The organism is Bradyrhizobium sp. BTAi1, assembly GCF_000015165.1.
Taxonomy (GTDB): domain Bacteria; phylum Pseudomonadota; class Alphaproteobacteria; order Rhizobiales; family Xanthobacteraceae; genus Bradyrhizobium; species Bradyrhizobium denitrificans.
In genome coordinates this window covers 7,537,899-7,550,152 of record NC_009485.1, presented here as the reverse complement: position 1 = coordinate 7,550,152, position 12,254 = coordinate 7,537,899, and the positions used below count along the sequence as shown (strand labels likewise).

The 12,254-nt window shown below is 67.9% G+C and carries 11 protein-coding genes; 6 read left to right on the top strand and 5 right to left on the bottom strand.

Going from position 1 to position 12,254, the window contains the following annotated elements; translation table 11 throughout:
- Window positions 1-46 precede the first annotated feature (46 nt).
- From BBTA_RS33695 to BBTA_RS33680, 4 genes are all read right to left on the bottom strand, one after another.
- Window positions 47-499 carry a DUF3429 domain-containing protein gene (locus tag BBTA_RS33695; RefSeq protein ID WP_012046996.1) on the bottom strand — a complete coding sequence of 151 codons (453 nt, stop codon included), beginning with the start codon at window positions 497-499 and terminating at the stop codon, window positions 47-49.
- A 4-nt stretch (window positions 500-503) separates the two neighbouring features.
- Window positions 504-686 (bottom strand): DUF2256 domain-containing protein, encoded by a 183-nt coding sequence (locus tag BBTA_RS33690; protein ID WP_012046995.1) that lies wholly within the window; start codon window positions 684-686, stop codon window positions 504-506.
- Window positions 687-693: 7 nt separating this feature from the next.
- Complete coding sequence (locus BBTA_RS33685) at window positions 694-1,458, bottom strand: SDR family NAD(P)-dependent oxidoreductase (RefSeq protein ID WP_012046994.1); 765 nt, start codon at window positions 1,456-1,458, stop codon at window positions 694-696.
- A 114-nt stretch (window positions 1,459-1,572) separates the two neighbouring features.
- Window positions 1,573-3,048 carry an amidase gene (locus tag BBTA_RS33680; RefSeq protein WP_012046993.1) on the bottom strand — a complete coding sequence of 492 codons (1,476 nt, stop codon included), beginning with the start codon at window positions 3,046-3,048 and terminating at the stop codon, window positions 1,573-1,575.
- Between the two features lie 271 nt (window positions 3,049-3,319).
- Between BBTA_RS33680 and BBTA_RS33675 the strand changes: the two genes are divergently transcribed.
- The 6 genes from BBTA_RS33675 (at window position 3,320) to BBTA_RS33650 (ending at window position 11,525) form a co-directional block, all read left to right on the top strand.
- Entirely contained in the window at window positions 3,320-4,936 is a 1,617-nt protein-coding gene (locus tag BBTA_RS33675; protein ID WP_244424229.1) for a hypothetical protein, read from the top strand.
- 72 nt (window positions 4,937-5,008) lie between these two features.
- Complete coding sequence (locus BBTA_RS33670) at window positions 5,009-5,593, top strand: LysE family translocator (RefSeq protein ID WP_041751738.1); 585 nt, start codon at window positions 5,009-5,011, stop codon at window positions 5,591-5,593.
- 114 nt (window positions 5,594-5,707) lie between these two features.
- Window positions 5,708-6,028, top strand: a complete 321-nt coding sequence (locus BBTA_RS33665; RefSeq protein WP_148221555.1) for a hypothetical protein — start codon at window positions 5,708-5,710, stop codon at window positions 6,026-6,028.
- A gap of 58 nt (window positions 6,029-6,086) precedes the next feature.
- Entirely contained in the window at window positions 6,087-7,355 is a 1,269-nt protein-coding gene (ihpA, locus tag BBTA_RS33660; RefSeq protein WP_012046989.1) for a divalent metal ion exporter subunit IhpA, read from the top strand.
- A complete protein-coding gene (gene ihpB, locus BBTA_RS33655; RefSeq protein ID WP_012046988.1) occupies window positions 7,352-8,344 on the top strand; it encodes a divalent metal ion exporter adaptor subunit IhpB in 993 nt (330 codons plus the stop codon). Before ihpA ends, ihpB begins: the two co-directional genes overlap by 4 nt.
- Entirely contained in the window at window positions 8,337-11,525 is a 3,189-nt protein-coding gene (locus BBTA_RS33650; RefSeq protein WP_012046987.1) for an efflux RND transporter permease subunit, read from the top strand. The genes ihpB and BBTA_RS33650 overlap by 8 nt, the downstream gene beginning before the upstream one ends.
- Here BBTA_RS33650 and BBTA_RS33645 read toward each other — a convergent pair.
- Window positions 11,506-12,252: an SDR family oxidoreductase gene (locus BBTA_RS33645; protein WP_012046986.1), complete on the bottom strand. Its 747-nt coding sequence runs from the start codon at window positions 12,250-12,252 to the stop codon at window positions 11,506-11,508. The two genes, BBTA_RS33650 and BBTA_RS33645, sit on opposite strands and share 20 nt — an antisense overlap.
- Window positions 12,253-12,254: the final 2 nt, after the last annotated feature.

The window sequence follows — 12,254 nt, the reverse complement described above, 5'->3', positions numbered from 1 at the left end:
TGCGCGAGCTTGCCCGACGCATTGCGGCCTTGTCCAGCGGTGGTCGTCAGGGCACGGTTCGAACGACGATGCTGATCAACGTCGCGAGCAGAGAGAGCATCGCGCCGATGCTGAGCAGCCGCCGCAGCCGGACAAACCAGGCACGGGAATCGTCGCTGCCGAAGTTGAATTCGTCGAAGACCAAGGCCGCCAGCAGCGCGGTCGTGAGCAGCACCAGCGCCGGCAGCGGTGGCAGTAGCAGCGCGACCCAGCCGAGCAGAGATGGCGTCACGCCCCAGCTCATCCGCGGCCAAGTCGCCAGCGCCGGCGTTTGCACCGCGGCTCCCCAATGCAGCGCCCCCAGGAAGCTCACAATGACCGCGCCATAGCCGATCTGCGCGCGCAAGGCGGCTGCGTGCAGGCTGTCGTCGCCGGCGATCACAACAGCTGCAAGGCCGATGAACGGGATCAGTCCCGCCAAGCCAAGGCTGCGCATCGGTGCGGGAATGCCGGACAACATCGGGCTAACGTCCTTGGGGCGTGGCGGTCGGGGCGGAGGCAATTTGGCTGCGCTCGGACCGGCAGCGGTCCGAGCAGTATTTCACCTCGTCCCAGTCGCGCGCCCATTTGCGCCGCCATGCGAAAGGGCGGCCGCAGGTGGCGCAGATCTTGGTCGGCAGGTCGGCCTTGCGCCGCATCCTCGGCATGGACGCCTCACCACGGGACCGGCGTGCCGCGCCAGTCATAGAAGCCGCCGGAGTCCTTGGCGTCGAGCCGGTCGATGACGCCGAGCAGGTGCCGCGCCGCCTCGACCGGTGCGACGCCCGACGTCGCGGCGAACGGCGCCGACAGCCGGGTGGCGACAGTGCCGGGATGCAGTGCGACGCAGACCGCTTCGGGAGCGCGGCGGGCGAGCTCGATGGCCGCGCAATGCACAAGCTGGTTGAGCGCTGCCTTGGACGCGCGATAGCCGTACCAGCCGCCGAGCCGGTTGTCGCCGATCGAGCCGACCCGCGCCGAGAGCGCCGCGACCATGGCCTTGCCGGTGCGTGGCAGTCGCGGCAGCAGATGCTTCAGCAGCAGCGCCGGACCGATGGCGTTGATGGCGAAGGCGCGGGCGAGCCGCTCGGCATCGAGCTCACGCCAGCTCTTCTCGGGCAGTGCTGTGCCCTCGTGAAGCATGCCGGTCGCGAGGATGACGAGACGGATGTCGCCGCAGGTCGCCAGCGTCTCCGCCGCCGTTGCGACGCTCGCCTCGTCGGTGAGATCGAAGCTGAGGTCGCCGCAGCGGCTGAAGCCGAGCACGCGGTCGAACCGGCCGCTGTCAGTCAGCGCCGCGCCGAGGGCTGCGCCGATGCCGCCGGTGGCCCCGAACACGGCGGCCAAGCCACCGTGCGGAAAGGAGTCCAGCCGAACGGTGAGCCGGGGCGCGTCGTGCCCTGCAGCACCGTCACGGCTCGCTGTCAGCTGGTCGGCCACGTCCATCCTCGCTGGTCACGTGCGGCGCTCAGCTCGGCCAAGCACTGTCCATGGTCACCAACGCTTGATGATCGCGATCGGATCATCGCCTCGCGCAAAAGGTGGGCCGCTTAACTATCCCTTGGTGACATGCACCGCCGGGGTCGCACCGGCGTTCCATCTGCCATCGATCGCGCGCTCGATCTGGGCGGCCAGCTGCAGCAGCAGGCCGTCATCCGCCTGCTTGCCGATCGCCTGGATGCCGAGCGGCAAGCCATGTTCGTTGGTCGCGAGCGGCAGCGAGAGCGCCGGGATGCCGCAGAGATTGGCGAGCGGCGTGAAGGCGAAGTTGCGCCACAGATTCTCGAACCAGTCGAGCACGTCGGGATTGTCGCTGATGGTCAGATATTCGGTGGTGCCGATTTTCGGCGTCGGCAGCGCGGTGATCGGGGTCAGGATGATGTCCCAATCCTCGAAGAACGCGCCGAAGGCGCGCGAGGTGGTGTTGAACACCGCCTGCATCGCCGCCCGCTCGGCGAAGCTGGTGCTGCGACCGGCTTCCCAGATGCGGATGTTGATCGGCTCGATCAGGTCGGCCGGGGGCCGCTCGAGCTTGCGCTGTGCCAGCAGGTTGCTGATGACGATCGCGAAGTTCGAGATGTAGCAGGTGGTCTGCGCCGCAAAGGCAGCACGATAATCGACGTCGGGCAGCGCATATCCGACGTGATGGCCGAGCCCTTCGAGGAATTTGCCGACGCGTTCCAGCTCGGCCGCGATATGCGGCGTGGCGCGGTAGTCGCCCCATTGATGCGACAGCGCGATTCGAAGCTTGCCGGGATCGCGCTTGATCAGCTCGACATAGGGCTCCGGCGTGGTCCAATACGGCATGAATTCGCCCGGCGCGCCGCCGCGGCAATGATCGACGAAAGCGGCGGTGTCGCGGACGCTGCGCGACTGGCAGCCCTGGATCGAGACCAGCCCGGTAAGATCGGACAGGTGCGGCGCGATCGAGAACACGCCGCGCGAGACTTTCAGGCCGATATTGCCGTTGACGCCGGCCGGAATGCGAATCGAGCCGCCGCCATCGGTGGCGTGCGCGATCGGCACCACGCCCGCCGCGACCATCGCCGCACTGCCGGCGGACGAGCCGCAGGTCGTGTAGTCGGTATTCCAGGGATTTCGCGTGACATAGACGGCCGGGTTCTCCGCCGAGCTGCAGACGCCGAACTCCGGCGTCGTGGTGCGGCCCATCAAATTGAGACCGGCCTTGCGCATCTTCGCGGTGAGGTGCGTGTCGGCGACGGGACGGTTGCCGCGCATGAACAGCGAGCCCTGCTCCTGCAGCCGGCCCGCCATGGTCGGGCCGAGATCCTTCATCAGGAACGGCAGGCCGGCAAACGGACCCTGCGCATTGGCGCCGGCCTTGATCGGATCCTCGATTGCGTCGGCGAACACTTCGACGACGCCGCACAGTTTCGGATCGACCTTGGCAATGCCCTCGGCGGCCTGCCGTGCGAGTTCCGCGGCGGTCAGCTCGCCGCTTTTCACACGGGCCGCGAGCGCCATGCCATCATGCCGGGCCCACTCGTCCCAGCTCATCACCAAAGTCATTGCTGTCCGATCCTTCGCGCCGCGATCATCATGGCCTCGCCGGGCCGTGATCCGCGCAGTTCATATTGTCCGGCGGCGCGAACCTTAGTGGCCGAAGGAACCAAGTCAATCAATCGACCTGCATGCGGTTCATTCGATCTCGTCATGCGGCACGGCTTACCGCCGTTTCGCCGATGTTAACGAAGACTGACGCGAGCGCCGTTCCGGAAAGCGGGACTTAAGCTTTAGCGGTTAACAGGGCAGGCCAGGGAGCGCGGCACGGGACGTTCGCATGACCACCGAGGCGATTGGATCGGCAGATGCGGACCGGGGCGCTGCGAGCGACGGCCTCATGGCGCGGCTGTCACGGCGCTCTCTGGTCATCCTGTCGATCTGGTTTGTGCTGTTCGCGGTCGAGCTGATCGTCAGCATCAACCTGGCCGGCGGCCGTCTCGTTTTCACCCTTGACGATGCCTACATCCATCTGGCCGTGGCCGATCAGATCCTGTCGGGCGGCTATGGCGTCAATCCCGGCGAGTTTTCATCACCGAGCTCGTCGATCATCTGGCCCTATCTGATCGCCGCCACCGAGGCGGTGCATCTCGGTGGCTGGGGGCCGCTGCTCATCAGCGCCGCCGCGGCCGCGGCCACGATCGTCACCATCATGCGGCTGCTGGAAGGCTGCGGCCTGTTCGACGCAGCCGGCTCCTGGCTCGTGGGCGCGCTCTGCGTGACGACGATTTTCATCATCAGCGCAGTCGCGCTGCCGATGACCGGGCTCGAGCACAGCCTTCACGTCTGGGCGACGGTGACCACCTTCGCCGGCCTCGCCGCCGCGGCGCAGGGCCGCGCGCCAAGTGGACTGCAGATCGCCGCCTTGGTACTGCTGCCGCTGATCCGCTTCGAAGGTGCGGCACTGGCCTGCGCGGCGCTGGCCGCGCTCGTGCTCCTGCGGCAACGCCGCGCCGCCGCGCTTGCCGCCGCTCTGATCGCCGCGGCGTTGCTGGCCTATGCGGCGCGCATGCACGCGCTCGGCCTGCCGCTGCTGCCGAGCTCGGTGCTGTTGAAGGCCCGCTTCGTCGAAGCGGCGTATGAGCGCACCGCCGCGTTCAGCGCCGTCACGGACAATCTGATCCTGAGCCTGATCAATCCCTACGGCCAGCGCCTGCTGCTGCTCGGCATGGCCGTGGCCGCCACCGCCTGCTGGCTGCGCGGCGACAGGCCGGCCTTGATCATCGCCGGCGCTGTGCTGGCGGCGGTCGGCGGTCACGTCGCTTTCGGCCAGTATGACTGGTTCCACCGCTACGAGGTCTATGTGATCGCGCTCGCCGCCGTGGCGTGGCTGTGGCTGGTCGCTCGCCTCCGGCCCCATCTCGATGCGCGCGTGGCGACGGCCTTGAACGCCCCCCTGCTGATGCTGCTGGGCTTTGCGGCGTGGCCCTACGTTGCTGCCGCGCTCGCGACGCCACTGGCGTCCCGCAACATCTATCAGCAGCAATATCAGATGGGCCGCTTTGCCCGGGAGTTCTATCGCCATCCCGTAGCGGTCAACGACCTCGGGCTGGTCGCCTATCGCAATCCGAACTACGTGCTCGATCTCTGGGGCCTCGGCTCCGAGCCGGTGCGCAAGGCCAAGCTCGCCGGCCATTATGGCCCGGCGGAGATGGCCGCACTTGCCGCGCAGCACGCGGTCGGCATGGCGATGATCTATGACCGCTGGTTCCCGCAAGGCGTGCCGGCGAGCTGGACCAAGGTGGCGGTGCTTCACACGCCGTTCGTCACGGTCGCCGTCGGCGACGTGGCCTTCTACCGGACGCCGGACGCCGATCCTGCCGAGGTCACGCGTGCGCTCGAGGCGTTCGCGCCGACGCTGCCGCCGAATGTGGCTCTGGATATCATGAGCCGCTGACGGCGGCGCCGCCCCCGGCGTGACATTGACCTTCGTCAAGGCGGCCAGTCCGCCGGCATGGTCGATGGCAACATGGATTTGTTGACCTTCGTTCTGTCGACCGCGGCCCTGCTGGCCACACCCGGTCCGACCAACACGCTGCTGGCGACGGCAGGCGCCAGCCGCGGCGCGCGCGCCTCCGCGCATCTGCTGCTCGCCGAACTCGCCGGCTATCTGCTGGCGATCCTGCTGCTACGCGTCGTGCTCGGACCGGTGCTAGCGACGGCGCCGCTGGTCGGCCATGCCTTGCGTGTCGTGGTCGCGCTGTATCTGCTGCATCTGGCCACGTCACTGTGGCGTCATGGCGGTGCCGGCCACAGCGATGCGGCGGCGGTCACCCTGCGCCGCGTCTTCATCACCACGCTGTTCAATCCGAAGGCCATCATCTTCGCCTTCACCTTGCTACCCGCCCCCGGCGCCGGGATCGAGCTGCTGCCATTCGCCGTTGCGCTCGGCTGCTCCACGATCATGATCGGCGGCGGCTGGCTGGTGCTCGGTGCGACGCTGCGGCGCGGTCTTGGGCAGGTCATGCCGGCGACGCTCGGCTACCGTTGCAGCGCTGCCGCGCTGGCGCTGCTGTCCTGCGTCATCCTCGCGCCCGCGCTTGCGGTGCCGTGACGCGGTGTTACATTGTTGCGGATCGACAATCGCTGCGGCAACGTGCTATCGGCTGCGCGACCAGGGGGCGCGGTGCGCAGCATTGATCGACGATCTCACGGAAGCCGTCCGCGCTTGCTGCGCCGGATTGCGGCCCTGTGCTTGATGCTGGCCTATCTGCTCGCTGGCGCGCTGCACGGCGCCTGCGATCTTGACGTGGCCCATGTCCCAGCCGGCAAGCTGGAGATCGCGTCGTTGCTCGACAAGGCCAGTCATTCCGATCCGCGCGGCATCGCCGATCACCATTGCCATGGCTGCTTCTCGGTGGCCATTCCGCAGTTGCAGTTCGCGGCCGTTCCGGCCGACATCGTCGCCGCAACCGATTGGGCCATTCCGCTGCTTCGCGCCGGCATCGTCTCCGAGTCGGAGTCTCCGCCACCGAAACACCTGATCTGACGCTGCGTGCCGGACGGCCGACGCCGTCCATTCTTGCTCGTCCAGACAGGTTCTTCTCATGTCATTTGCTGGGACGGCTGCGCGCGCGCTCTGCGCCGCAGCCCTGCTCGCGGCGTCCGCATACGCTGCGTCTGCGCAGACCTTGACCCTGCGCGAGGCGCTGGCGCGCGCACTCGCCGTCAGTCCGCGATTATCGGCCGCCGATCGCGACATCGGCATCGCCTCCGGCCAGCGGCTGCAGGCCGGCGCGCTGCTCAATCCCGAGCTCTCTTATGAGCAGGACAATTCGTTCGGCTCCGGCGCGTATCGCGGTACACGCGCGGCCGAGACGACGTTGCAGATCAGCCAGGCCTTCGAATGGTTCGGCAAGCGCGACGCGCGCGTCGCCGCCGGCCAGGCCGGGGTTCGCGCGGCCGAGGTGCAACGACAGGCGGTGCGGCTCGAAGTCTTGTCTGAAACGGCGATTGCCTTCGTGACAGTCCTCGCCGCGCAGCGCCGCATCCAGATCCTCGATGATCAGGTCGCCGCGCTGGACCGGCTGACGCCGCTGTTGCGGCGGCGGGTCGAGGCTGGTGCGTCGTCGCCGGCTGAGACCGGCCGTGCCGAGGTCGCCTCCGCGCTGGTGCGCGCCGATCGCGAGCGCGTCAAGGCGACGCTCGCCAGCGCACGGCGCGAACTTGCCGTGCTCACTGGTGACAGCTCGGCCAAATTCGCGTCCGTCAGCGGCCGATTCGAAGCCATCGGCCAGCCGCCATCGTTTCAGAGCGTCATGACGGCGATTGACGCCAATCCGCAGCTGGCGCGCTGGACCGCGGTCTTTGCCCAGCGCAATGCCGAGCTGCTGCTGGCGCGGCTGAAACCCTATCCCGACGTGCGCGTCGGCGCTGGCTGGCGCCACTTCAACGACACGAAGGACGATGCGGTCAGGCTCAGCGTCTCCGTGCCGATCCCGGTGTTCGATCAGAACCAGGGCAACATCCTCTCCGCGCAGGAAAGCCTCGCCAAGACCGAGGCCGAGCGCAAGGCCAACCGCAACGCGCTGCTTATCGTCGCCGGCCGTGCCTATGATTCGCTGCAGGGCTCGCTGCGCGAATTGTCCGTCCTGCGCGAGATCGCGATCCCCAAGGCGCGGGAGGCGGCGGACGAGATCGCACAGGGCTATAGCGCCGGCCGCTTCACCCTGCTCGAAGTGCTGGACGCGCAGGCGAGCGTGGCGCAGGCCCGGCTGCGCGAACAGGAGGCGCTGCAGAACATCCATGTCGCGGTCGCGACGATCGAGGGCCTGGTCGGCCGCCCCTTCACTCTGGCTCGGGAGACCACGCGATGAAGATCTCCACCATCACCGTTATCGTGATTCTGGCGGCTGCAGCCGGCGCCGGGGTGTCGCACCTCCTGGCGGACGCGGTGCCGCACAGGAATACGGCGGCTGGCCACACCGATCACGCCGAGAAGCAGGAGTGGACGCCGAGGGATCACGTCGAGCAGGACGAGCACGGTGCCGACCGCATCCGCATCAGCGACGTCAAGCTCGCCGCCGCCGGCGTCACGCTCGCCGAAGCGGGGCCGGCGACGCTCTCGGACACGCTGGCGTTCAACGGCGTGCTGCGCGCCAATCAGGAGGCGCTGGTGCAGGTGACGCCGCGCTTCCCCGGCATCGTCCGTGCCATCAGGAAGCGGATCGGCGACAGCGTCGCCAAGGATGAGTTGCTCGCGTCGATCGAAAGCAACCAGAGCCTGACCGCCTATGACCTCAAGGCCCCGATCGGCGGCACCATCATCGATCGCCAGATCTCGCTCGGCGAATATGCCTCCGAGCAGAAGCCGGCCTTCGTGGTTGCGGACCTCTCCACGATCTGGGTCGACCTGTCGATCTATCGCCAGGATCTCCGTCGTGTCCGGCTCGACGACGAGGTGTTGATCGACCCCGATGACGGCCGCGGCCCGATCAAGGGCAATGTGTCCTACATCGCCCCGGTCGGCGCCAGCGAGACGCAGACCGCGCTCGCGCGCGTCGTGCTGGGAAATGCCGACGGCCGCTTGCGCCCCGGCCTGTTCGTGACCGCGCGGCTGGTGCTGGCCAAGCGCAGCGTCGCCGTCGCGGTGCGCGCCAGCGCGATCCAGACGCTGGAGAACAAGACCGTCGTTTTCGTGCGCGAGGAGGGCGACAAGATCGAGGCGCGGCCAGTCGCGCTCGGCGAGTCCGATCCGGTCCATGTCGAGATCCGCGATGGTCTGTCGCCCGGCGAGCATTACGTCGCCGAGAACAGTTTTGTGGTGAAAGCCGAGATGGGCAAGGGGGAGGCCGAGCATGATTGACGCGATCCTCGCATCTGCCGTCCGCCAGCGCTGGCTGGTGCTGCTGGTCTCGCTTGCCGCCGCCGCGTTCGGCGCCTGGAATTTCACCCGGCTGCCGATCGATGCCGTGCCCGACATCACCAATGTCCAGGTGCAGATCAACACCAAGGCGCCGGGCTATTCGCCGCTCGAGACCGAGCAGCGCATCACGTTTCCGGTCGAGACCGCGATGGGCGGTCTGCCGCGGCTGGACTACACGCGCTCGCTGTCGCGCTATGGCCTGAGCCAGGTCACCGTCGTGTTCCAGGACGGCACCGATATCTACTTCGCGCGTCAGCAGGTCAATGAGCGCATCCAGCAGATCAAGGATCAGTTGCCACCGGGCGTCGAGGTCGCGATGGGGCCGCTCTCGACCGGGCTCGGCGAGATCTTCATGTATGCGGTCGAGGCCAGGCCCGGCGCGAAGACGCCTGACGGCGCCGACTACTCGCCGACGGAGCTGCGCACCATCCAGGACTGGATCATCCGGCCGCAGCTGCGCGGCGTTCCCGGCGTGATCGAGGTCAACACCATCGGCGGTTTCGAACGCCAGTTCCACGTGCTGCCCGATCCCGGCCGTCTGATGGCCTACAAGATCAGCTTCCGCGAGGTCATTGCCGCGCTGGCTGCGAACAACGCCAATGTCGGCGCCGGCTATATCGAGCGCAATGGCGAGCAATATCTGGTCCGCGCGCCCGGCCAGGTCGGCACCGCCGCCGAACTCAGGGATATCGTGATCGGCGCGCGCGGCGGCACGCCGGTGCGCATCGGCGACGTCGCCGAGGTCATGGAGGGACGCGACCTGCGGACCGGCGCTGCAACCCTCAATGGCGAGGAGACGATCCTGGGCACCGCGATGCTGCTGATCGGCGAGAACAGTCGCGCCGTGGCGCGGCGGGTCGCCGCGCGGCTCGACGAGATCGCGAGATCGCTGCCCGACGGGGTGATCACGCGCACGCTCTATGACCGTACCCATCTGGTCGAGGCGACGATCCGCACCGTCGAGAAGAATCTGCTCGAAGGCGCCGCGCTGGTCGTCGTCGTGCTGTTCCTGCTGCTGGGCAATATCCGCGCCGCCTTGGTTACCGCCTGCATCATCCCGCTGTCGATGGCGATGACCGTCACCGGCATGGTCGAGAGCAAGGTCAGCGCCAATCTGATGAGCTTGGGCGCGATCGATTTCGGCATCATCGTCGACGGCGCCGTCATCATCGTCGAGAACTGCCTGCGCCTGCTCGCCCAGGCGCAGCACCGCAAGGGCGGGCTCCTCACGACGGCCGAGCGGCTGCAGACCATCGTCGGCGGCGCGCGCGAGGTGATCGGGCCGAGCCTGTTCGGCACGCTGATCATCGCCGTAGTCTATCTGCCGGTGCTCACCTTGACCGGCGTCGAGGGCAAGATGTTCACGCCGATGGCGTTGACCGTGTTGATGGCGCTCGGTGCCGCCGTGCTGTTCTCCGTGACCTTCGTGCCAGCCGCGGTCGCGGTCTTTGTCACCGGCAGAGTGTCGGAGCAGGAGAACCTGGTGATGCGCGGCGCGCGGCGGATCTATGCGCCGCTGCTGCGCGGCGTGATCGCGCATCGCATGATGGTCGCTGCTGCCGCCGTCGTGATCGTCGCCGCAAGCGGGGTCGCGGCGACGCGCATGGGTGGCGAGTTCATCCCGAGCCTCGACGAGGGCGATGTCGCGCTGGCGGCGCTGCGCATTCCCGGCACGAGTCTGACGCTGTCGGTCGATCTGCAGAAGGCGCTGGAGGCGAGGCTGAAGCGAATTCCCGAGGTGAAGGACGTCTTCACCCGCATCGGCACCGCCGAGGTCGCAACCGACCCGATGGCGCCGTCGCAGGGCGACGGCTACATCATGCTGAAGCCGCGCGAGCAGTGGCCCGATCCGGCGAAGCCCAAGGCGCAGCTCGTCGCCGAGATCGAGGAGGCGGCCGACGAGATTCCCGGCAGCAATTACGAGATCTCGCAGCCGATCCAACTGCGCTTCAACGAGTTGATTTCCGGCGTGCGCAGCGACGTCGGCGTCAAGATCTTCGGCGACGATCTCGACATTCTGCAGGGCGCGGCGCGCCAGGTCGAAGCCGCGATCCGCGGCATCTCCGGTGCCACCGATGTCAAGACAGAGCAGGTCGCGGGCCTGCCGATCCTGACCGTGGCCATCGACCGCCAGGCGCTGTCGCGCTACGGCCTCAGCGTCGCCGAAGTACAGAACGTCGTCGAGATTGCGATCGGCGGCAAGGCGACCGGCAAGCTGTTCGACGGCGACCGCCGCTTCGACATCGTCGTGCGCCTGCCCGAGCGACTGCGCGGCAATCTCGACGCGATCCGCGCGATCCCGATTCCGCTGCCGGCCGGAGAGGAAGCGAGTGCGGCACCGCTGCGGACCGCCTTCAATTCCGCAAGCCAGCCGCGCTACGTACCGCTGTCGTCAGTCGCTACGGTCGCCTCGGCGCCGGGACCGAACCAGGTCAGCCGTGAGAATGGCAAGCGTCGCATCGTGGTGTCGGCCAATGTCCGTGCCCGCGATCTCGGCTCGTTCGTGACCGAGGCGCAGGCCACGGTGGCCGAAAAGGTCAAGCTGCCGCCGGGCTATTGGATCGGCTGGGGTGGCCAGTTCGAGCAACTCGTGTCGGCGACCAAGCGGCTCACGATCGTCGTGCCGATCGCGCTCGCTCTGGTATTCCTGCTGCTGTTCATGAGCATGGGCTCGGTCGCGGACGCCGCGCTGGTGTTCTCCGGCGTGCCGCTGGCCCTGACCGGCGGCATCGCCGCGCTGCTGCTGCGCGGGCTGCCACTGTCGATCTCGGCCGGCGTCGGCTTCATCGCGCTCTCAGGCGTCGCGGTGCTCAACGGTCTCGTCATCATCGCGTTCATCGAGCGGCTTCGCCAGGAGGGACGCAGCGTGCTGGCGGCGGTGGAGGAGGGCGCCCTGGCGCGCCTGCGGCCGGTTCTCATGACGGCGCTGGTCGCCTCGCTCGGCTTCGTGCCGATGGCCCTCGCGACCGGTGCCGGTGCCGAGGTGCAGCGGCCGCTCGCGACCGTCGTGATCGGTGGCATCATCTCCTCGACCGTGCTCACCTTGCTGGTATTGCCGGCGCTCTATGTCCTGTTCAGGCGGGAGACGCAGGCACCATCCGTCAAAGCTTCAGCCGCTTGAACAGCGCTTCCGGAATGAGCCCGATGATCGTCATCACCAGCCAGAACCGGCGGCCGACGTAAATTACGTCGCGCGGACTCTCCTCGGCGGCGGCGTAAATGTCGGCGGCGACGCGGGCAGGCGTCACGGTCAGTGGCGCCGGCAGCTTTAGATGCGCGGTCATGCGTGTGCGCACGAAGCCGGGCTTGACGGTGACGACGCGGACCTTGCCGGTCAGCGCCATACGGTTGCGCAAGCCCGATAGGAACTGCGAGAAGCCGGCCTTCGCGGCGCCATAAACGTAGTTCGAACCGCGGCCGCGATCGCCGGCCACCGAGCTGACGCCGACGATGGTGCCGGAGCCGCGGGCGGCGAAGGCGTTGGCGAACAACCCGAGCAGCAGGCTCGGCGCCTCGAAATTGGTGCGCATGACCATTGCGGCGTGCGCGATGTCGCGTTCGGCGCGGGCCTGGTCGCCGAGCTCGCCGACCACGGAGATCACCGTGTCTGGCAGGGCCGGGAGGTCATCGACGAAGGCGGCGAGCCTGTCGGTCTCCAGAATGTCCAGCGCGTGAACGGCCACGTCGTTGCCGGTACGCGCCTTGATGTCGTCGGCATTGCGCTGGGCCGTGATCGTGTCGCGTGCGGCGAGCGCAACCTGCCAGCTGCGCTCGGCATAGCGCAGCGCCGTGGCGTGACCGATGTCGGAACTGCCGCCGATCACCAGCACGGATTTGGATACGGTCATGG